This window comes from Nitratidesulfovibrio sp. D1 (assembly GCF_051133415.1).
Classification (GTDB): domain Bacteria; phylum Desulfobacterota; class Desulfovibrionia; order Desulfovibrionales; family Desulfovibrionaceae; genus Cupidesulfovibrio.
In genome coordinates this window covers 1-20,754 of record NZ_JBPGNZ010000007.1, presented here as the reverse complement: position 1 = coordinate 20,754, position 20,754 = coordinate 1, and the positions used below count along the sequence as shown (strand labels likewise).

Sequence of the window (20,754 nt, the reverse complement as noted above, 5' to 3'; positions counted from 1 at the left end):
GCGCTTTGCGGTCCTCATCCGTAAGACTCGCGCTGCGCGCTCGCCTAACGGCTGCCGCACTCCCTCATGGCAGGCTCGTTTTCCTTGCCAACGAACGAAAGTCCTAATTTGGAAACAGCCCCTAGGGACTGCTTTCAACCGGTCCTTTCGCCCGTTCCGACCCGAAGGGCGCGAAGCGTGGCCGTTGGGCGAGCCTGCGAGCCCTACGGACATCGTGCGCAACGCGGTCAAACCTCGCCTGCCCTGTCCGGCAGCCCTCGCCTGCCGTCTTCCCTTCCATCTTTTTCCCCGCCATGTTTCGGCCCGTTCCGGGCCGGGCGCGACATGCGCACGCCCGTCGCGCACGTGTCGTGCGCCGATGCGTTGTTGCGGCCATTGCAGGGGGCTTCCGTCATGCGAGTGTTCACTGCCGCACGCGGGAGATGCCGCATCCGTGGATGGTGCGGGCCATGCAATTGCGGGACTGCATCTGTGGCGCAAGGGATGCCGCGCCATCACCAGGTGCGCGAGGCGCCGTGCGGCGCTGGCGAGTGGCCGGTGCTGCAATGGCCGGGAACACGCAGGGGGCGCATACCTTGCGCCAAGGAGCCAAAGGTAGGGTTTGCCCGCAGTGACAGGGGGGCATCATGCGGTATAGATACACCGCAAGTGAGCCGCGAGGGGGATTCTCCATGACCTGGGTGTTCATGATCGTGGCGCTGGCGGTGTTGGTCATCCTCATCGCCCGCGACCGGTGACGCCCCTGCGGCAGCCGTGCGCCAGCGGCGGAACGGAGGGCGGAGGGGCAGAGCCCGAGACAAATGGGCCGGAGGGGCAAAGCCCGAGACAAATGGGCCGGACGTGCATCGTCCGGCCCATTTTTCGCGTGCGGCGTGCCCGTCTTCTCACGTCTTCCGGCGGGTTCCGCAACGGACAGGGGCCGGACGACGTATCGTCCGGCCCCTGCGTCATGGTCCGGGGTGGCGGCGCGGCGGGACGCCCGTCACGCCGCGCGCGGGTCTAGCTGGCCGGGGCGGCAGCGGGCGGCGGCACCAGGCGGTTCTGGCCGTCCCACACGCGCGGGGCCTTGGGGGTGAGCGGGATGTACTTGAACCACTTGTGGGTGGCCATGTGGGCCGGGTCCATTTGCAGTTCGCGGCTGTGCTTCAGGATGGGCGGCACGATCTTCTTGATGTCGCCGTCCAGGTCCTTGGCGGTGGTGAAGGCCGCCGCGCGGATGGCCACGTCCACGGCCTTCTGGCTGTACTGCTGCGACTGGGCCAGGGTGTTCAGGGCCTTGGTGGGGTTGTGGAAGCCCACGCTGTTCTCGGCCGAGATCAGATCCCAGAAGAACTGGCCCTTGCGGCACATCTGGCGCGCCTCGATCATCAGGGCGTCGTAGTCCGGCGGCTTGGGCCCGGCGTATTCGTCGGCCATGCGGATGGCCTCGTGCGCCTTCACCGAGATGTCCTGGGCCACCATCAGCTGTTCCCACACCTTGTTCTGGGTGAACAGCACCCGCTGGCGCAGGTAGTCGGGGGTCTTGTCGGTGTGGCACTGGCGGCAGGCGCGCAGGTCCGGGTCCTTCAGCGGCGACGTCCAGTGGTGGGTGGACATCTTCTTCTTGCCGTCAAGCCGGACGTAGGACATGTGGCAGTCGGCGCAGGATACCCCGGCCGCGCCGTGCACGCCGTTGACCCACGTTTCGTATTCGGGGTGCTGGGCCTTGAGCATGGGGGTCTTGGACACGGGGTGCACCCAGTCCACGAAGTTGCCCTCGAAGCCCTTGGTCGTCGTGTTGCCGTGGGTCTTGTAGTACTCGAACATGTCCTCGGGGTCGAAGCCGTTGGCCCACGGGAACACCGGCTTCTTGGCCGCACCGAATTCCTTGTCCTGGAAGTAGTATTCCACGTGGCACTGCCCGCAGACCAGCGCGCGCTTCTCGTTGCGGGGCAGGTCCTTGAATTCCTTGTTCTGGGTCTTCAGGTAGTCCTTCAACGGTTCGCTGTACAGGCGCAGTTCCATGGTCTGCGGCTCGTGACAGTTGGCGCAGCCGATGGTGTGGTCGTCCACGTCCAGCTTCTGGCGGAACTCGTGGAAGTCCTTGGCCCAGAAGGCGTCGCCGTTTTCCTTCACCCATTCCATCATCTTGGGCGTCTTGCAGTTCCAGCAGGTGGAGGGCAGGCCCGCCTTCTCGCTGTAGTTGTTCAGCCGGTCGATGTGCAGGATGTCCTTCACCGCGTAGGTGTGGCCCCGCGCGGCGCGGTATTCGTAGCTGAAGGGATACCCCAGCCACAGGTTTTTCAGGTACGGCTGGGCGTGCTTGTACCCTTCGGGCAGGGGATTCACGTTGTCATTTTTGTTATAGGCCACGGAGCCGCCGTACTCGGTCATGATCTGCGATTCGTTGTTGCGCAGGTAGGTCTCGTAATGCAGCGGGAATTCCGGCTTGAAGGCGGAATTCTTCAGTTCTTCGGCCGAAAGCTTGGTCTTGTACGTTGGCGTCATGGGCTCCGAGGGCTCGGAGCAGCCCGCCAGCACGGCGAGCGCCATGGCCATCAGCGCGACGAGAAGGCGACGGCTAGACATCGGCGGCACTCCTTCTGGCGATGGGCAACTTGGGGGTGTGGGGGACGTGACGGTGGCAGTCGGTGCAGTACTTCTTGGTTTCCATGGACACGGTCATGGTGGTGGCCACGTGGCAGCGCCGACAGTTGGCCTGCACCACGTCCTTGGTTTCTCCGCCGGGGTGGATCAGGTCGGGGATGGTGCCAAGGGTTGTCGAATAGATGTCGCGCGTGCCTTCCTTGGCCTTGAACGGCAGCTTGACGAGCAGGTTGTGCGGCGCATGGCATTCGTTGCACGCCAGCTTCGCGTGCGGCGAGCGCTTGTGGGTCAGCGCCGCCTCGGCCATGGAGTGGCAACTGCCGCAGAACATGGCCTGGTCCGTGGCAGTCATGGCCAGGGCCGCGCCCACGGTGACGGCAACGCCCGCCAGCGCGGCCACGAGCATGATGCGCCATGGTCGCCCGGTGGAGTTGCTCCGCAGTGCATGCATGGTTCCTCCTCCTGTTGGTGTGTCGTGCCCCTGTCCGGCGCGAAGACCGGCATGGCGTTCCGCGCGGGTGCCGCACGGAGCCGCCGGGGTACGGATATCCGCATGATTGCGGAGTATCCGGACGGTTGGCGACGGCGCCCGGCGGCATCCACCCGGTGGTTCGCGGCGGGCATGGCAGGGGTTCCCGCTCCAGTATATGGGAAAACAACATCCCGTGATACAATGATTTTTAGTTGGAGTCGCGAAGTCTGAACTTTTACAATTTTCTGATTTATGGTGCACCATGCTGCTTTATCAGGATAAAGCATGGCGTATTGGTGCGCCGTACAGCCGGAGAGACCGCGCCGCGCCTGTGGCGAACAGCGGGGCGGAAGACCGGCAAGGCACGGCGGACAAGGAATTTGCGGGGCGATGCGGATCTATCCAGTGGGAACAACAGGAAAAATACTGCATAAGCGTGCAACATGCGCCATGGCGGCGCGGGAGTTCAGCGCAAGGCCGGTGGAGGCGTCCGGGAGGCCGGGTTGAATGCGCACATTCAGAAAATTATTTGTTTGAATACAAGATATTAAGCATTATTTTGTTTCAAAATTGTAAAAATATGTAGTACAAATATGTAATAAAAATTCCAATATCACCACAGGCAAACGCGCGTTCTTGCCGTTTTTGGAATTTTCCGCTATCGCACGTGAACCCGCTGCGGATTGCGCATTCGTGTCATTCCGGGGCGGAGTCCACGCCATCCGGAGAACGCGTCCATGTGTCGATTGTTCGCCTTGACCTCGACGGAGCCCGTCTCCCCCATGGTGGCCATCAATGCCCTGAACGTGATGAAGGAAGGGCATGACGGTTCCGGGGTCGGGCTCTATCTTTCCGGTCTTTCGGGACCCTTCGCGGAACATCCCGAGTATCCCATCCTCTCCGGCATCTTCACCGAAAAGGGCCTCAAGCGGCTCGACGGAATCATGGACGACCTGGGGTTTCGTCCGTTCCATTCGGTGTCGATCATCAAGTCCAATCCGCCCACGGGCACGCCTAAACGCGGCGTGTACCTGGCCCGCGCCTACGAGCCGCCGAAAGCCTGGGCGGACATGTCCGGGGCCGAGCGCACCGCGCAGCTGGTGCAGACCCGCGTGGCCATCCGCCAGCAGGGCGAGGCCGAGCGCGACATGATGGCCTTCTCGTTCTGGCCGGGCGTGGTGATGCTCAAGGAAGTGGGCGACCCGCTCACCGTGGGCGAGTACCTGGGCCTTGACCGGCCCGACCTGCATGCCCGCCGCATCCTGTGCCAGGGCCGCCAGAACACCAACTACGCCATCAACCTGTACGCGTGCCATCCGTTCTTCATCGAGGGCGTGTGCACCATGACCAACGGCGAGAACACGGCGTTCATCCCCATCCGCGAATACCTCTCGTCGCGCAACGTGCCCGGCTACACCGGCTACCAGTCCGACTCCGAGGTATTCACGCACATCATGCACTTCACGCACTACAAGCTGGGCCTGCCGGTGGAGGCGTACAAGCACGTCATCACCCCGCTGTCCGATGCCGAAATGGCCGGTCACCCCGACCGCGACATGCTGGCCCGCCTGAAGGTGCTGTGTCGCAAGATGATCATCGACGGCCCCAACTGCGTCATCGGCTGCCTGCCGGACGGCGCCATGTTCATGGTGCAGGACCGCAAGAAGCTGCGCCCCGGCGTGGTGGGCGGCAAGCCCGGCATGTACGCCTTCTCGTCCGAGTTGTGCGGCCTCGACGCCGCCATCCCCGACCGCGACAAGACCCTCGACTTCCAGCCCATGCATCTGGACACGGCCTACGTCCGTCCCGAATGCCAGGAGGTGACCATATGCAGCCAACTGCAGGCATTACCCCGTCAACGCTGAGCGTGAAGGACCTGCCCTGGCAGGTGGAGTGGAACAAGGACACCTGCACCCTGTGCGGGCGGTGTACCTCCGTGTGCCCGGTGAACGCCATCGAGCTTGCCGTGCACAGGAAGCGCGTGGTGGAAACCTCCACCGGCCTCATGCAGAAGCCGAAGAACAGCTATTCGGTGTTCCACGGCATCCGCCAGCGCACCGACGCGGCCTACGCCTGCATCGGCTGCGCCATGTGCACCATGGTCTGTCCCAACAACGCCATCCGTCCCATGCGGCTGGACGAGGGCACCACGCTGCGCTTCCACAACAACCGGGGGGGCCACGCCCGCACGCGCGGCGGCCGCCGCAACGCCCCGGACAGCCTGCTGGACCAGATCAAGTTCATCCGCATCTCCATGCTCACCGACCCCGCGCTGGACGCCGGGCGGCACGAGTTCGAGCTGCGCACCCTGCTGGGCCGCGTGCTGCCGCCCGAGCAGGGCCTGGCCGCCTTCCAGGAGAACGGCTGGGTGCCCGCGGTGCGCGAAATCTACCCGCTGGTCATCGGCTCCATGTCCTTCGGCGCGCTGTCGCCCAACATGTGGGAAGGCTTGCAGATGGGCGTGGCCTACCTGAACGAGGAACTGGGCATGCCCGTGCGCATGTGCACCGGCGAGGGCGGCTGCCCGCCGCGCCTGCTGCGTTCGCGCTTCCTCAAGTACGTCATCCTGCAGATTGCTTCCGGCTACTTCGGGTGGGACGAAATCCTGCACGCCATCCCCCAGATGAAGGAAGACCCCTGCGCCATCGAGATCAAGTACGGCCAGGGCGCCAAGCCCGGCGACGGCGGCCTTCTCATGTGGCACAAGGTCAACAAGCTCATCGCCTCCATCCGCGGGGTGCCGCCGGGCGTATCCCTGCCCAGCCCCCCCACCCACCAGACCCAGTATTCCATCGAGGAATCCGTGGCCAAGATGATCCAGTCCATGAGCATGGCCTGGGGATTCCGCGTGCCCGTCTACCCCAAGATATCCGCCACCACCACCGCGCGCGCCGTGCTGAACAACCTGGTGCGCAACCCCTACGCGGCGGGCCTGGCCATCGACGGCGAGGACGGCGGCACCGGGGCGGCCTACAACGTGTCCATGAACCACATGGGCCATCCCATCGCCTCGAACATCCGCGACTGCTACCACGACCTCGTGCAGCAGGGCTGCCAGAACGAGATTCCGCTCATCGCGGGCGGGGGCATCGGCAAGAACGGCAACCTCGCGCACAACGCCGCCGCCCTGATCATGCTGGGCGCCAGCATGGTGCAGGTCGGCAAGTACGCGATGCAGGCCGGGGCCGGGTGCGTGGGGTCGGAAATCGACCGGTGCAACATCTGCAACCTGGGCCGCTGCCCCAAGGGCATCACCTCGCAGGACCCCCGCGTGTACCGCAGGCTGGACCCGGAAAAGGTGGCCGAACGGGTGGTGGACTTCTACCTGGCCTTCGACACCGAACTGCGCAAGATCTTCGCGCCGCTGGGCCGGTCCACCTCGCTGCCCGTGGGCATGTCCGACGCGCTGGGCATTGCGAACAGGGATGCGGCCGACCGGCTCGGCATTCAGTACGTCGTCTAGCGCGGGGCATTCGGGGCCTTTTGCCCTCCGGCGTCGTCAGGCTGCGCCGTTCATTCCGGTCACGTACGAGAAGAGTACGCTCCCTGCATGAACGGCTTGCCTTCCTCGCCGGAGAACAAAATTCCTCCGAATGCCGGAGAACGGCCACGAGTGCCGAGGAGTATCGCCGGAAGGCGAAATCCCTTCGGATGCACGGGCCGGATTGAGAAAAGATTCCGCGCGGCGGGGCCGAAAGAGCGTCCGCGGCGCGCCAGATGCAGACAACGCCGGAAAGGCAACCATACAGCAGCGGAGTGACGGTATGTCCCCCAGCGACGTGGTCCGCGTAAGCGGCATGGAAGACGGAAAGCGCGTCGAATCGCGCATACTCGAGGAACGCCTGCAAGGCGCGGTGCGCGACGGCGCGCGCCACGTGGAGGTGGATGCCTGCGGCCAGCACGGCATCGGCGGGCGGTTGTGGATTTCGGAGAAGGAGCCCGTGCATGTCGCCGTGCGCGGGTCGTCCGGCCAGCGGCTGGGTTCGTTGGGCAGCGCCGGAACCACGGTGGAAGTGTTCGGCCCCGCGTCGGACGACGTGGGCTGGCTGAACGCGGGCGCGGACATCGTCGTGCACGGCAACGCGGGCAACGGCGCGTGCAACGGCATGGCCCAGGGCCGGGTGTTCGTGGCGGGCAACATCGGTTCGCGCGGCATGACCATGACCAAGCAGAACCCGCGTTTTTCCGCGCCGGAACTGTGGGTGCTGGGGAGCGTGGGCGACTATTTCGCGGAGTTCATGGCGGGCGGCACCGCCGTGGTCTGCGGCGTGGGCGCGCAGAACCCCGCCAACGTGCTGGGCTACCGTCCCTGCGTGGGCATGGTGGGCGGGCGCATCTTCGTGCATGGCCCGCACGAGGGCTTTTCGCAGGCCGACGCCAAGCAGGTGCCCATCGACGATGCCGCCTGGGCGTGGCTGACCGAACACCTGGCCGGGTTCCTGGCCGCCATCGGCAAGTCCGAGCTTTTGACCGGGCTGTCGGTGCGCGAGGACTGGCAGTGCATCGCCGCGCGCGGCCCCTTCGAGAAGACGGGCAAGAAGCGGAGGGGCATTTCCGACTTCCGCCGCAACGTGTGGGAGAAGGAACTGGGCATGGGCGGTCTGGTGGGCGACCTGACCTCGGTTGACCGCAGCCCCATCCCGCTCATCACCACCGGCGAGCTGCGCCGCTTCGTACCGGTGTGGGAAAACGCGAAGCACATGGCCCCCTGCCAGTCCAGCTGTCCCACCGGCATGCCGGTGCAGGAGCGCTGGCGGCTGGTGCGCGAGGGCCTCATCGACGAGGCGGTGGACGTGGCCCTGGCCTACACCCCCTTCCCGGCCACCGTGTGCGGCTACCTGTGCCCCAACCTGTGCATGCAGGGCTGTTCGCGCAGCCTGCAACGCATGAAGCCCGTGGACATCACCCAGATCGGCAAGGCGGGCGTGGCGTCGCGCGCGCCCAAGCTGCCCCCGCTGACCGGGACCAAGGTCGCCGTCATCGGCGGCGGCGCGGCGGGCATCTCCGTGGCGTGGCAGTTGCGTATGCGCGGCATCGCCGCCACCGTGTACGACATGGAAAAGGAACTGGGCGGCAAGGTCAGTTCGGCCATTCCCGGCAGCCGCATCCCGCAGGACGTGCTGGACGCGGAACTGGCCCGCGCCCGCGAAGTGCTGCCCCACGTGCACCTGCAACAGCGCCTGGGCAAGGACGAGTTCGCCCAGTTGAAGTCCGACAACGACTTCGTGGTGCTGGCCACCGGGGCCAACACCCCGCGCATGCTGCCCGTGCCCGGCAAGGAACTGGCCCGCACCGCCCTGGAATTCCTGAAGTCGGCCAAGTCCGGCTCCGGCAGCGTGGGCAGGCGGGTGGTCATCGTGGGCGCGGGCAACGTGGGCTGCGACGTGGCCACCGAGGCCGCGCGGCTGGGAGCGGAATCCATCACCCTCATCGACATCCAGACCCCGGCGGCCTTCGGCAAGGAACGGGAGGAGGCGGAACACGTGGGCGCCACCTTCCGCTGGCCCTGCTTCACCAGGGAGATCACCCCCGAAGGGCTGGTGCTGACCACCGGAGAACTGCTGCCCGCCGAAACGGTCATCTTCTCCATCGGCGACGCGCCCGGCCTCGACTACCTGCCCGAGGACATCGCCGTGGAGCGCGGCCACGTGGTGGTCAACGACATCCAGCAGACCACCGACGCGCGCGTCTTCGCCATCGGCGACGCGGTGCGCCCCGGCCTGCTCACCCAGGCCATCGGCATGGGCCGCAAGGCCGCCGAGGCTATCGTCGAGATGGCCGAAGGCAAACGCCCCGTGTCCGACACCCGCACCATGATCGACTATTCCCGCGTCAAGCTGGAATACTTCGACCCGCGCATCGACAACTTCCAGGACCTCGGCCAGTGCGGCGACGCCTGCGCCAGTTGCGGCGCGTGCCGCGACTGCGGCATCTGCGAGACCATCTGCCCGCAGGCGGCCATCAGCCGCCGCGAGGTGCAGGGCGGCTGCGGCTTCGAGATGGCGGTGGACGGCGAAAAGTGCATCGGCTGCGGCTTCTGCGCCGGCGCCTGCCCGTGCGGCATTTGGAATCTGGTGGAGAACACTCCGATGGAATAACCGAGCGCACGCCCCGGACAGCTACTGACTCAAAGAAAACGGGCGGCCCTTCCGTACGGAAGGGCCGCCCGTTTAGACTGTTGACAAACCCAAATTCTTGCGGGGGAGGGACCCTTTTGGAAAAGGGTCTCCTCCCCCGCACCCCCTCCCCCCAAAACTTTTATTTGTGTTTCCTGAACATTGCGAAAACACAAAGCATGGGGTTCCAAGGGGCTCGGCCCCTTGGCCGCCGGAGGCGTCCAAAAAGCAGACGTTGTCAGCAACCTGAGACGGGCGGCCCTTCCCATGGAAGGGCCGCCCGTTCGTATTGCGGGAACTTCATGGGGGTTATCGGAGAATGAACCCCATGACCCTCAAGTCCTTGGCCCAGCAGCCCCACGGCCCGGTCAGGAAGGCGACCTGCATGGTCTTGGGGTTGAAGCGCACCTTGGCGTCCTGGTCCAGGTGGCACTGGCGGTCGTAGTTGGTGTGGGTGATGCGCAGGGTCCAGGTGCCGTCCTTGTTGGGGCAGGTTTCCTCCACGTACACCGGGTGGCCGGTGGGCATGCCCCGGCCCTTGTTGGCGTCCAGCACCATCACCGACCCCGGCGTGGGGGTGCGGGTGGTGGCCCCGTTGCGCTGGGCGCAGGCGAACCACTGCACCGGGCTGGTGTCGCCCAGGCGGCAGGTGTCGATGCCGGTGCGGCAACGGGCGTAGATCAGGCTCTGCGGCTGGCAGCGTCCGGTGACCTTCACCGTCTTGCCCTTCTTGTCCTTCTTCGTGGTGGTTGCGCCGGGGCGCAGCGAATAGCACTGGCCGCGCACCTTTTCCTGGTTCATGGACACGCACTGGCCCTGCAAGACGCCGGTCAGCGGGTCGCACGCGGCGTCGTCCGGAGTTACGGGCGAGTGCGGCTTGCCGGCGGTTTCGCGCATTCTGGCCGCTTCGGCGTCCTCGGCGTCCTGAGCAGCAGGGGCGGCGGGCTGGGCTTGGGCCGCAGGCACGGGGGGCGCGGCATCGGCCACAGGCGCGGGTTTGGCGCAGCCGGAAAGCAGCAGGGCCGTGGTCAGCAGCAGCGCCAGCAGGGGGAGGGAACCCCGCGTGGCGGCCATGGCGGAAAGGCGAAGCGGGCGGATGCCGGGCACGGTTCCTCCGGGTGGATGGCGGTTGGCTGCGGGACAGTGGAGGGGCAGGCCCGGTGCGCGGGCGTGCATCATGACGCTCCCGTGGCCGCCGTTGTCGTCGTCTATCCGGGCGGGTGCGGTGCGTCAATCGGATGATGCCTGACGATGCCGGACCGATGGCGGGGGGTTGCGGCGGGCTGCCGGTACGATATGGTGGGGCCGGGTATCGCAGGAACAACCGGAACGCACGGGGTGAACGATGCACGCGGCACAGGGGCCATATGCACGAGGAGAACGCGCCGGACAGGGAAGCGGCCACGCGGCGCACGGCAGGAAAACCGGCGCCGTGCGCCGCGCGGCCTGCATCGCGCTTCTGCTGCTGGCGGCGCTCGTTCTGCCCGTCCGCCCGGCCATGGCCCTGGACGACATCGCCAACCTCAAGGGCATGGGGGTGGTGGCGGCAGGGCAGGTGAAGCGGCTGGACTGCCCCATGTCGGGCCGCTTCGATTGCAACTCGTGGCCCACCAATTTCCTGAAATTCGAGTACGAGAACATCTGCTTCGCCACCGACCCCGGCGTGTGCGGGGCCTACTGCAAGGGCATCCTGGCCACGGACAAGGGCAAGACGGTGTATTTCTTCGAGTCCCTGCCGGGGGGCGACCTGGCCCAGCGCAGGGCGCGGGGGTACGAGTGCCCGCCCGGCTTCTAGGGCTGATTCTGTCCGGCCCGCATCATACTCCGCATGCCCGCAAGGGGCACCTTCCGATGGTCAGACGCCGGGGCGCGCCGGGATGTCATGCTTTGCCCGTACCTGCCGATATGCTACGGAAAGCGCACGCCTCGCCGCGCGGGGTCGCGCCCGTACATCTTCCGGAGGTCCCATGCCCGCCACCGACGCCCCCCTCGCCAAATGGATGTTCCTGCACCTGCTGCACGGCCTCAGCCAGTCCGGCTACGCCATGGCCGGGGCCAACGAACTGCTGGGCGAATTGGACAAGCTGCCCGCGCAGCAGCGCAAGGCGCGGGTGTTGTTCGGCACCGGGCTGCTGCGCCAGGCCCTGTTGCTGAATCCGCTGGATGGCGGGCTGCGCGGGCTGGTGGGGCAGCTCGGCGCAATGGCCGCGCCGTCGCCCGTCTACGCGGCGTGGCTGAAGGCGACCGCCGCCGTGCTGGACGGCCTGCCGCAGGTGCCCGCCAACGAAGCCTTCGGCCGGGCCTGGGACCTGCCCGCCGACCCGGACGCGGTGCTGGCCGCGTGCCGGGAATCCCCCGCGCCGGGTGACATGTTCGCTTGCTTGATGCGCTTGTGGGAAATGGGCGCGTGGGAACAGACGGCGGCGGGCATCGCGCATTTTCTGGCCTCTCCGGCGGCCCCGGCGGGCGCGGGCGTGCTGGCCCACGCCGCCCACGCGGCGGGCGACGCCGCACTGCGCGACGAACTGCTGGCCAAGGCCCTGCCGTGCCCGCTGACGACCCTGCTGCGCGCCCGCATGGCCGAGGCGGCCGACGATCTTGCCACGGCCCGCGCCCTGTACACGGAGGCGCTGGACGCCGAGCCCGCCCTGCTGTTCCTGGTGCGCCACCTGGCCCAGATGGGCAGGCCCGAGGCCCCGGCCTCGGTGCTGGAGGGGCGGCGCATCGGCGTGGGCTTCTACACCTGGAACAAGTTGCAGGTGACCCTGGACACCCTGGCCAGCCTGCTGGCCTCGGACATCGGCGGGGCGCACGTGGCGCTCATCAACAACGGGTCCACGGCCTTCTCGCGCGACGAGTTCGAGGCGGGCGTGCGCGCGGTGGCCGCCGGGCGGCAGGTGGAACTGATCCAGCTGCCCATCAACATCGGCGCGCCCGCAGCCCGCAACTGGCTGTGGCACCTCGATTCCATGCGCGACCGGGACCTGCTCGCCTTCCTGGACGACGACGTGCTGCTGCCGCGCACGTGGCTGCGCAGCTACGTGCAGGACATGGACGAAATGCCCGGCACCGTGGTGGTGGGCCCACAGGGGGTGAACCCCGGCAGCCTGCCCACGGTGCAGTACGTGGCCCGCTATTTCGAGAAGACCGGCAAGCACCTCATCCGGTTCACCAACAACGCGCCGCTGGTCATGGATTTCGGCCAGTACGGGCAGCGCCGCCCGTGCCTTTCGGTGATGGGCTGCTGCCACCTGCTGGACAAGGCGGCCTGCGCCCGGCTGGGCGTGCCCGATTTCGACCTGCGCTTCTCGCCTTCGCAGGTGGACGACCTGGAGCACGACATCCAGGTCTGGAAGGCGGGCGGCCGAGTGGTCTACGACGGCCGGGTGCGCGTGGTGCACCGCCAGGACGCCGGGCGCGCCGCGCCGCTGTCCGAGGCCTCGTGGGGGCACGTGTGGGGCAACCACTACAAGATGGAACGGAAGTTCACCGAGCAGGAACTGGCCCACGTGGACCGCGCCACCCGCGCCGCCGACGTGGCCGATCTGGTCGCGGCCTACGAGTCGGTGGCCGCGCAGTTGCCCTCCGCCGCGCGGTCGTACGCGGGCCTGTGCGTGCGCACCTTGCAGGCGGCGGTCGGGGAGAACGTGTTGTAGGCGAGGCCCGCGCTGGCGCGGGACAAGGAAATGACGGCGGCGCGTTCCGGAAGGGGCGCGCCGCTTTGGTGCGTTGTGCGTGAGGAAGAGGCGGGGGCTTCCAGGGGCTGTCTCCAAGTTAGGATTTTTGTTCGTTGGCAAGGAAAACGAGCCTGCCATGAGGGAGTATACTTTTTTCGTATTCGACCGAGCCTTAGCCGTTAGGCGAGCGCGCAGCGCGAGTCTTACGGATAAGGACAGCAAAGCTATGGCAGGTGAAGTTTGACGATGCCAACGGGCAAAAAGACAATTTAGAGACAGCCCCTAGACGTAGCGGGCGCGTACCGCCCGAAACAGCTCGGGCATGCGGTCGTACTGGTGCACCAGCACGGCGGGCACGCCCGCGTCGTTCAGGATGTCGCCGCGTTCGTCGGTGGGGGGCGGTGTCGCCTTGTAGCCCAGGGTCAGGATGGGTCCGGCGTTGTCGTGCACGGTGACCTTGGGCAGGTGGCCGCCGTGCAGCAGATGGTTGTGCACCCCCTGGTCGTACCCGGCCATGCCGATGGGGGGCGCGGGCGGACCGTCGGGTAACCGTGGGGTCTGTAGCGGCGGGGGCGTTGGCGAAAACGGCAGCAGCAGCCCGGTCAGCCGTTCCAGGTAGTCCGTCATGGCCGCGTGGCCGCCCACCGTGGTGCCGGAACAGGAGATGCGCCGCCCCGCCAGCGTCCGCCATGCCGCCTCGCCCAGGTGCCCGGTGACCCAGCGGGTCATGTACGGGCAGGCGTCGATGGTCATGCGGGCGTCTTCCAGGGTCACGTTCAGGCCGTCGGCCCACGGGAAGGAGAACGGGTCGCGCTGGAAGATGACGTCGCGCACGTCGGTGATCAGGACGCGCGCGTATGGCCGGGGGGCCTGCCGCAGCAGGTCCAGGTACAGGAAGTAGCGCAGGGCGTTGTAGGGCAGGTGGGCCAGCGCGGGCGGCCGTTCGAAGGGCAGGATGTCCGCGCCCATCTCGGCCATGCGGTCCGTGTCGCGGGTGGTGGGCGAGGTGAACAGCACGCAGCGCCCCGTGAACCCCGTGGCCCGCAGGGATGCGAGGAACGGGCGCACGTCGCCCGCGTGGTACCCGGCGGCCAGGCCCATGACCAGGTCGGGGCCGGTCGGATCGTGTGCGGCCGGGCCGGAAGGGCCCGAATCCGGGGAGCGTGGGGAGTGCGGGGCCGCGCCGGGCGGCATGTGGGCGGGGGGCGTGGTCACGCCACAGGCTTGCCCCGCGCCGCGCCAAAAAGCAAGCGGCGTCGCGGCCATGTCAGGCGGATAGCCGGGCGAAGTTCCGGATGCATTCCGGACGGCAGGGGGGCGGGCTACCCCGGCGCGTCAGCAGATATGGGGGACATGGGGGGCATGGCGGGCAGGATGGCCGCCCGCAAGGCATCGAAGGCGGCCTGGTGCGGGGCCTGCCGGGCGCAGGCATGGCCGGGGGCGTGCATGTCCACCGGGGCCACCCGGCCTTCCGTCAGCACGGCGGCCTCGTCGCAGAACAGCGGCACCAGTCGTACGTCGTGGGTAACGAACAGGTAGGCGGTGCCCGTGGCGCGGCGCAGTTCGGCCAACAGGTCCAGCACGCGGGCCTGCACCAGCATGTCCAGGCTGCTCAGGGCTTCGTCCAGCAGGATCAGCCGGGGCCGGGGAGCCAGGGCGCGGGCGATGCACACCCGTTGCAGCTGTCCGCCGCTCAGGCGGTGGGGCAGGCGGTCCAGCAGGGCCGGGGACAGGTGCACCTGCTCCAGCAGTTCGCCCGCGCGGGCGCGGCGCTGGCGGCGGTCGAGCGTGGTGAAGTTCTCCAGCGGCTCGCCGATGATGCGTTCCACGGTCAGGCGCGGGTTCACCGCGTTCACCGAGTTCTGGAACACCACCTGCACGTGGCGGCGGTCCCTGCCGAGCCCGCCGCGAACATTCCGCCCCATGAAGCGCACTTCGCCGCCGTCGGGCCGTTCCAGCCCCAGGGCGATGCGGCACAGGGTGCTCTTGCCCGCGCCGCTGGGGCCGACCACGCCGGTGCAGCCGCCCTCGCGCACGGTCAGATCCACGCCGCGCAGCACCTGCCGCTCCTGGCGCGGGGCGAACCACCCCCCGGTGCGGTAGCTGCGGGTGACCCCGCGCAGTTCCAGCAGGGGCGGGGCGTCCGATGTGGATGCGGCGGCGGATATGGCCGTGACGTCGGCGGGATACATGGCACTCTCCTTCATGGACGGCCTCCGGAAGTGTCGGCGGAAGCGGAGGCATGCGGCGCGGCGGACGGACCCGGCCTTGCATCCGGCCCTTGCGGCGGGCACGGGCCGTACAGCCGGTGGTGGGCGGCCAGCAGGGCGCGGGTGTACGGGTGGCGCGGCGCGGCGAACAGGTCGCGCGCGTCCCCCTGTTCCACCACCCGGCCGTGGCGCATGACGGCCATGCGGTCGGCCATGCGGGCCGCCACGCTGAGGTCGTGGGTCACCAGCAGGATGGCCATGTGACGCGTGCGCCGCACCTGGTCCAGCAGGTCCAGCACGTGGGCCTGCGAGGGCAGGTCGAGGTCGGTGGTGGGCTCGTCGGCGATGAGCAGGGAAACGTCCAGCACCAGGGCCAGGGCGATCATCACCCGCTGGAGCATGCCCCGCTCATCTGGAACGGATAGTGGCGCAGGATGGCGTCCGCATCGGCAAAGCCCACCTCGCGCAGGGCGGACAGCGCGGCCGCCCGCCAGTCGGGCCGGGTGCCGTTGGCAGAAACGACGGATGGATGCGCGGCAAGGGTTTCTTCAAAATGCGCACCGATGGTGAACACGGGGTCGAAGCAACTGGCCGGGTTCTGGAGCACGTAGGCGGCTTCGCGCCCGCGCAGCAGGCGCAGCCGTTCCGGCGGCGCTCCGTCCACGGCCTGCCCGTTCACACGGATGCGGCCCGCCGCGCGGACCACGCTGTCGGGCAGCATGTCCAGCAGGGCCATGCAGGTCAGGGACTTGCCGCAGCCGCTGGGCCCCACCAGGCAGACCACCTGGCCGCGCTCCACCGTCAGGTCTACCGGACCGACCAGAGGGGGGCCGGCCAGAGGGGGGGAGACCGGGGGAGGAGATGCCGGGGACTGTGCGCCGTCCGGGCCGCCGGGGCGGGCCACTGCGCGGCGCAGTTCCAGCCCGCGCACGGCCAGTGCGGGAGCGGGCGCGGGCGTGGCCGCAGGGGTGGGTGCCTGGGATGCCATGTCGCTCATGCCGCCCCCTGGCGCGCGCCCGCGCGGATGCCGTCTGCGTCCGCCGGGCCGTCTTCCGTGTCCGCGTATTCCCCGGAGCCGTCCAGCCCGTCTCCGTCATGGGCGTCATGCGGCGCGCAGTCCGTCTCGTGCGCGGCGGCGGGGTCCAGCGCGTCGCGCAGGGCGTCGCCCAGCAGGTTGAAGGCCATCACCGTCACGAAGATCATCAGGCCGGGGTACAGCAGCAGTTCCGGGTGGGCGCCGATGTATTCGCGCGCGTCGCCGATCATCACCCCCCATTCCGGCGTGGGCGGGCGCACTCCCAGCCCCAGGAAGGACAGGCCAGAGACGTGCAGCAGCATGTGGCCCACGTCCAGCCCGGCCATGACCAGCATCTGGGCCAGCACCGGCGGCAGGATGTGGCGCAGCACCAGCCGCGCCGGGCGGGTGCCCGCCGCGCGCGCGGCCAGCACGTATTCGCGCTGCTTCAGCCCCAGCACCAGCCCGCGCGCGAACCGCGCGTACCAGGCCCAGTGGGTGCAGGCCACGGCGATGATCACGTTGGTCAGCCCCGAGCCCAGCAGCCCCACCAGGAACAGGGCCAGGATGAAGGTGGGAAAGGTCATGAACACGTCGCAGGCGCGCATGAGCAGGCCGTCCACCCGGCCGCCCGCGTAGCCCGCCACGCAGCCCACCGTCAGCCCCACCGCCACGATGGCGGTCAGGATGGCGGCCACGGCGAACAGCGAGACCCGCGTGCCGTGGCACAGCCGGGCCAGCACGCTGCGGCCCAGGTGGTCTGTGCCCAGCGGTTCCTCCAGGCTGGGGGCCTCGAACTTGCGGGCGATGTCCACGTCGTCGGGGGGACGGGGGGAGAAGGCGGGCGCGAACACGGCCATGGACAGGATGATGCACAGCAGGGCCAGCGCGGCCAGGGCCGTGGGCCGCGCCAGCAACTGGCGCAGCAGTGTGCCGCCCGGGGCGGCGTCCATGAGGAGTTCCGGACTCATGCGGGGGCTCATGCGCGGTCCTCCCCCAGGCGGATGCGCGGGTCGGCCCACGCGTACAGGATGTCCACGGCCAGGTTGCACAGCACGAAGATGGCCGTCATCAGCAGCATGAAGCACTGCAATATGGGGTAGTCGCGGTTGTACACGGCGGACACCGCGTAGCGGCCCACCCCCGGCCAGGCGAACACCGTCTCCACGATCACCGCGCCGCCCAGCAGTTCGCCCACGTGCATGCCGAGGGATGTCAGCACCGGGATCAGCGAGTTCTTGAACATGTGCCGCCACACCACGCCGCGTTCGGAAATGCCGCGTGTTCTTGCATACATGACGTGCCGGGCGTGCATGTTTTCCAGCAGGCTGGTGCGGATGAGCCGGGTGTTGATGCCCATGGACATCAGCGACAGGGTGACGGCGGGCAGCACCAGGTGTTCGAAGCCGCCGCGCCCCAGCGCGGGCAGCCAGCCCAGCTTGACGGCGAACAGCCACACCAGCAGGAAGCCCAGCCAGAAGTTGGGCAGGGATACGCCGGTGTAGGACAGGGCGCGGGCCGCGTTGTCCAGCGGACGGTCGCGGTGCAGGGCCGCGCCGACCCCCAGGGGGATGCTGACGGCCAGGGTGAGCAGCAGGGCCGCCCCGGCCAGTTGCAGGGTGGCGGGCAGGTAGTGCAGCACCTCGGCCAGCACCGGGCGGCCGGTGACGTAGGAAGTGCCGAAGTCGCCGGTGACGGCGCGGGCCAGCCAGCGGGCGTACTGTTCCCACAGGGGCAGGTCCAGTTCCAGCATGCGGCGGGCCGTGGCAAGGGCTTCGTCGGTGGGCGGGATGCGCGACAGGCGCAGGTAGGCCATGGCCGGGTCGCCCTGGGCGGCGCGCAGCAGCAGGAAGACCACCACCGACACCAGCAGGAGGAGGGGGACGAGTGCGGCGAGGCGTTTCAGGATGTAGACGGGCATGCGTGGTTTCCGGGGCTGGGACGTGAAGAGATGTGCGCGCGGGACGCCGGTGCGGAAAAGAGGCCGGTGCTGCACCGGCAGGCAGGGAAGGGGAAGGCGGCGCGCGGCCGCCTTCCCGCTCCTTGTCCCTATTTCAGGCGCATGTCCTCGAAGGGGATTTCCGAGTCCATGGCCCCGAAGCGCACCCCGTCCACGCGGGCGGTGTGCACCACCATGCTGCTCTGGTAGGTCAGCGGCAGGTACACGGCCTGTTCGTGCAGGGTGGTCAGGATGTCGCGGTACAGGTTCCGGCGCGCGGTTTCGTCGGTGGTCAGCAGCACCTTGCCGATGTTGGCGTCGATGTCGGCCTTCATGGGCAGGCCAAGCTGCGCCTGGTAGTCGGCGTGCGAGGGCACGCGCATGGAACTGACGAAGGAATGCGGGTCGTAGGGCGCGCCCCAGGTGTCGCCGAAGACCATGCCGAACGCGCCGTTCTTCTGGCGTTCGCCGATGGCGTCCTCTTCCTCGCCGATCAGGTTGGCCCGCACGCCCACGCGCGCCAGTTCCGATTGCAGGAATTCCGCGATGGCCTTCTGCAGGGCGTCGTTGCCCACGAAGCACAGGTCGACGGAAAGGGGCTTGCCGTCCTTCATGCGCGGCCCCTTGGGCGCGGAGCGCTTCCAGCCCGCCTCGTCCAGCAGGGCTTCCGCCCTGGCGGTGTCGTGGGCGTAGGGGGCCAGCTTCAGGTCGCAGTAGGGGGCCGTGGGCGGGAACAGGGCGTCGGCGCGCTGCTCCGCGTTCAGGAAGATGCCCTTGACCATGGCGTCCTTGTCGATGGCGTGCAGGATGGCCTTGCGCACGGCGATGTCGGCCGTGGGGCCGCTCTTGCTGTTCAGCGCGATGACCCGGCTGGCCTGCGGCGGCGAAAGGAAGGCCGCGTACGCGCCGCCCTTCTTCAGGGCGTCGAAGGCGTCCAGGCTGATCTGGCCGCCGCCGTGACCGCCCCCGCCGAACACCAGGTCCAGTTCGCCCGCCTGCAACGCCACCAGCCGGGTGTTGGGGTCGGGCACGACCTTGACCACGATGCGCCTGATGGCGGGCTTCTTGCCCCAGTAGGCGTCGTTGCGCTCGAACACGTCGTGTTCGCCCTTGCGGGTTTCCACCAGCTTCCACGGGCCGGTGCCGATGGGGGCCTTGATGCTGTCGTTGGTGTTGCCCGACGGGGGGAACGCCGAGGGCGACAGGAAGCGCACCGGCCGGATCAGCGCCAGTTCCTGCAACGCGGGGTAGTAGGCGTTCTTGAGGACAAGGCGCACGGTGCGCGCGTCGGGCGTTTCCACCCTGTCGATCTGGGCCACCAGTTCCAGCCAGTCGTGCCGGGCGCGGTTGGCCAGCACCGTCTCGAAGTTCATGCGCACGGCCTGCGAATCGAACGGCGTGCCGTCGGAGAAGGTCACCCCCTTGCGCAGCGTGAAGGTGTAGACCTTGCCGTCGGGTGATACGGTCCAGCTTTCGGCAAGGCACGGCTCGATGGCGCCGCCCTTGGCGTATTTCACCAGCGGTTCGTACACCATGCCCTGCGCGAACATCTGGTTGGGCGAATACTTGTGCGGGTTCAGTTCGCCCACGTTGGAAGGCCAGGAATAGCGCAGGGTGTCGGCCGGTGCGTCGGCGGCGTACGCGGCAAGGTGGGTGGCCGGGCCGCCCGCCAGCACCAGGGCGAACAGCATCAGGGCGGCGAGCACCGGCAACAGCAGCGCCCGCAGCCGGGGGCGCGGGAAAAGGGCGGCGGCGGAAGGCGGCCGGATCGGCATGTCGTTCTCCGGATTTTGAATGTGTATTTCGGATAAAAAAATGTAGAATGTGCTACTTTGAATGCCAGAGCTGAAATTTCATGTCAACGCAGGAATGGCTGGCCCCGGTGCTTTTGCATGCAACAGCTTGCAATAGAGGAATTTCGTGCGGAAAGACCCGGATGCGGCGGAGAGGGGAGGAGGGACACGAGCCTGATGGCCGCGGGCGCGGAAGGGCGGGTGATCGCCGCAGCCTTCTTCACGCCGGAACGGCGGGCAATCTCGCGGAAGGGCATGGGGTGTGAGCAGCCATCCATGATATTTCCACGAAATCATGCCGGGGACCTTTCAAGGACGCTGCGGCGGATGTAGAATGGGCGGCGGGAAACATGAAAACAGTCACGATTTTTCAGGACGGCCAACAGTCACGAAGATTTTATTTTGCATGACTCTCGGCAGGTGTTATCTTGTACGTATGAATTCCCCTGCGGCGAGCCGTTCGCCAGGGCAGTTGCATATCCAACACAGCCATGAAAGGAGAACCATCATGAAAGTCAGCGCCCGCAACCTGATTCCCGGCAAGGTCAAGGAAATCACCGTCGGTGCCGTCAACTCGGAAGTGATCATCGAAGTGGCTCCCGGCATCGAGATGGTGTCCATCATCACCAAGCGCTCGGTGGAAGACATGGGCCTCAAGAAGGGCTCGGACGTGAAGGCCATGGTCAAGGCCTCCAACGTCATGCTCGTGATCGATTAATCCACCCGGCGGGCGCGGGCGGCGGCATTGCCCGCCGGGCAGCGCCACCCGCACCGTAGCGGCGCATCAGCCGCCACGGCGTCGCATGACGACGAAGCCCCCGCTCCGGAAGGAACGGGGGCTTTTTGCATGTAGAAAACCCCGCGCTATGCGCGGGGTTCTCGTATGCTTACAGCTATGGTGGTGTAAGAAAAACTCCTTTTGATTTGTTATGGAAGACCTGCGGTC

General features: G+C 67.7%; 16 protein-coding genes. 6 read left to right on the top strand and 10 right to left on the bottom strand.

The window, feature by feature from the left end:
* Nucleotides 1-999 precede the first annotated feature (999 nt).
* Entirely contained in the window at nucleotides 1,000-2,568 is a 1,569-nt protein-coding gene (locus ACR4XJ_RS14040) for an ammonia-forming cytochrome c nitrite reductase subunit c552 (RefSeq protein ID WP_434755792.1), read from the bottom strand.
* Entirely contained in the window at nucleotides 2,561-3,037 is a 477-nt protein-coding gene (locus tag ACR4XJ_RS14035; protein WP_434755791.1) for a cytochrome c3 family protein, read from the bottom strand. Before ACR4XJ_RS14035 ends, ACR4XJ_RS14040 begins: the two co-directional genes overlap by 8 nt.
* A 758-nt stretch (nucleotides 3,038-3,795) precedes the next feature.
* On the opposite strand from ACR4XJ_RS14035, the gene ACR4XJ_RS14030 reads away from it, so the two are divergent.
* From ACR4XJ_RS14030 to ACR4XJ_RS14020, 3 genes are all read left to right on the top strand, one after another.
* Nucleotides 3,796-4,923, top strand: a complete 1,128-nt coding sequence (locus ACR4XJ_RS14030; protein WP_434755790.1) for a glutamate synthase — start codon at nucleotides 3,796-3,798, stop codon at nucleotides 4,921-4,923.
* Nucleotides 4,887-6,521: a glutamate synthase-related protein gene (locus ACR4XJ_RS14025; protein ID WP_434755789.1), complete on the top strand. Its 1,635-nt coding sequence runs from the start codon at nucleotides 4,887-4,889 to the stop codon at nucleotides 6,519-6,521. The genes ACR4XJ_RS14030 and ACR4XJ_RS14025 overlap by 37 nt, the downstream gene beginning before the upstream one ends.
* Before the next feature lie 301 nt (nucleotides 6,522-6,822).
* Nucleotides 6,823-9,156, top strand: a complete 2,334-nt coding sequence (locus ACR4XJ_RS14020; protein ID WP_434755788.1) for an FAD-dependent oxidoreductase — start codon at nucleotides 6,823-6,825, stop codon at nucleotides 9,154-9,156.
* 327 nt (nucleotides 9,157-9,483) lie between these two features.
* Here the strand turns inward: ACR4XJ_RS14020 and ACR4XJ_RS14015 are convergent, their stop codons facing one another.
* Nucleotides 9,484-10,281 (bottom strand): hypothetical protein, encoded by a 798-nt coding sequence (locus ACR4XJ_RS14015; RefSeq protein ID WP_434755787.1) that lies wholly within the window; start codon nucleotides 10,279-10,281, stop codon nucleotides 9,484-9,486.
* Nucleotides 10,282-10,606: 325 nt separating this feature from the next.
* Between ACR4XJ_RS14015 and ACR4XJ_RS14010 the strand changes: the two genes are divergently transcribed.
* Together ACR4XJ_RS14010 and ACR4XJ_RS14005 are read left to right on the top strand one after the other, a co-directional pair.
* Nucleotides 10,607-10,969 carry a hypothetical protein gene (locus ACR4XJ_RS14010; protein WP_434755786.1) on the top strand — a complete coding sequence of 121 codons (363 nt, stop codon included), beginning with the start codon at nucleotides 10,607-10,609 and terminating at the stop codon, nucleotides 10,967-10,969.
* 172 nt (nucleotides 10,970-11,141) lie between these two features.
* The gene (locus tag ACR4XJ_RS14005; protein ID WP_434755785.1) at nucleotides 11,142-12,830 is read left to right on the top strand and encodes a glycosyltransferase; all 1,689 of its coding nucleotides are present in this window, start codon (nucleotides 11,142-11,144) and stop codon (nucleotides 12,828-12,830) included.
* A gap of 303 nt (nucleotides 12,831-13,133) precedes the next feature.
* Here ACR4XJ_RS14005 and ACR4XJ_RS14000 read toward each other — a convergent pair whose 3' ends face one another.
* From ACR4XJ_RS14000 to nikA, 7 genes are all read right to left on the bottom strand, one after another.
* Entirely contained in the window at nucleotides 13,134-14,066 is a 933-nt protein-coding gene (locus ACR4XJ_RS14000; protein ID WP_434755784.1) for a hypothetical protein, read from the bottom strand.
* Nucleotides 14,067-14,173: 107 nt separating this feature from the next.
* Nucleotides 14,174-15,043, bottom strand: a complete 870-nt coding sequence (locus ACR4XJ_RS13995) for an ABC transporter ATP-binding protein (RefSeq protein ID WP_434755783.1) — start codon at nucleotides 15,041-15,043, stop codon at nucleotides 14,174-14,176.
* A gap of 11 nt (nucleotides 15,044-15,054) precedes the next feature.
* Entirely contained in the window at nucleotides 15,055-15,462 is a 408-nt protein-coding gene (locus ACR4XJ_RS13990) for a hypothetical protein (RefSeq protein ID WP_434755782.1), read from the bottom strand.
* Nucleotides 15,447-16,058 (bottom strand): ATP-binding cassette domain-containing protein, encoded by a 612-nt coding sequence (locus ACR4XJ_RS13985; RefSeq protein ID WP_434755781.1) that lies wholly within the window; start codon nucleotides 16,056-16,058, stop codon nucleotides 15,447-15,449. Before ACR4XJ_RS13985 ends, ACR4XJ_RS13990 begins: the two co-directional genes overlap by 16 nt.
* Nucleotides 16,055-17,059 carry a nickel ABC transporter permease subunit NikC gene (nikC, locus tag ACR4XJ_RS13980; protein ID WP_434755780.1) on the bottom strand — a complete coding sequence of 335 codons (1,005 nt, stop codon included), beginning with the start codon at nucleotides 17,057-17,059 and terminating at the stop codon, nucleotides 16,055-16,057. The genes ACR4XJ_RS13985 and nikC overlap by 4 nt, the downstream gene beginning before the upstream one ends.
* The gene (gene nikB / locus ACR4XJ_RS13975; RefSeq protein ID WP_434755779.1) at nucleotides 17,056-17,997 is read right to left on the bottom strand and encodes a nickel ABC transporter permease subunit NikB; all 942 of its coding nucleotides are present in this window, start codon (nucleotides 17,995-17,997) and stop codon (nucleotides 17,056-17,058) included. The genes nikC and nikB overlap by 4 nt, the downstream gene beginning before the upstream one ends.
* Before the next feature lie 128 nt (nucleotides 17,998-18,125).
* On the bottom strand, nucleotides 18,126-19,790 hold the full coding sequence (gene nikA / locus ACR4XJ_RS13970; protein ID WP_434755778.1) for a nickel ABC transporter substrate-binding protein: 1,665 nt from the start codon (nucleotides 19,788-19,790) through the stop codon (nucleotides 18,126-18,128).
* A gap of 526 nt (nucleotides 19,791-20,316) precedes the next feature.
* Between nikA and ACR4XJ_RS13965 the strand changes: the two genes are divergently transcribed.
* Complete coding sequence (locus ACR4XJ_RS13965) at nucleotides 20,317-20,526, top strand: TOBE domain-containing protein (protein WP_333506009.1); 210 nt, start codon at nucleotides 20,317-20,319, stop codon at nucleotides 20,524-20,526.
* Nucleotides 20,527-20,754 lie beyond the last annotated feature (228 nt).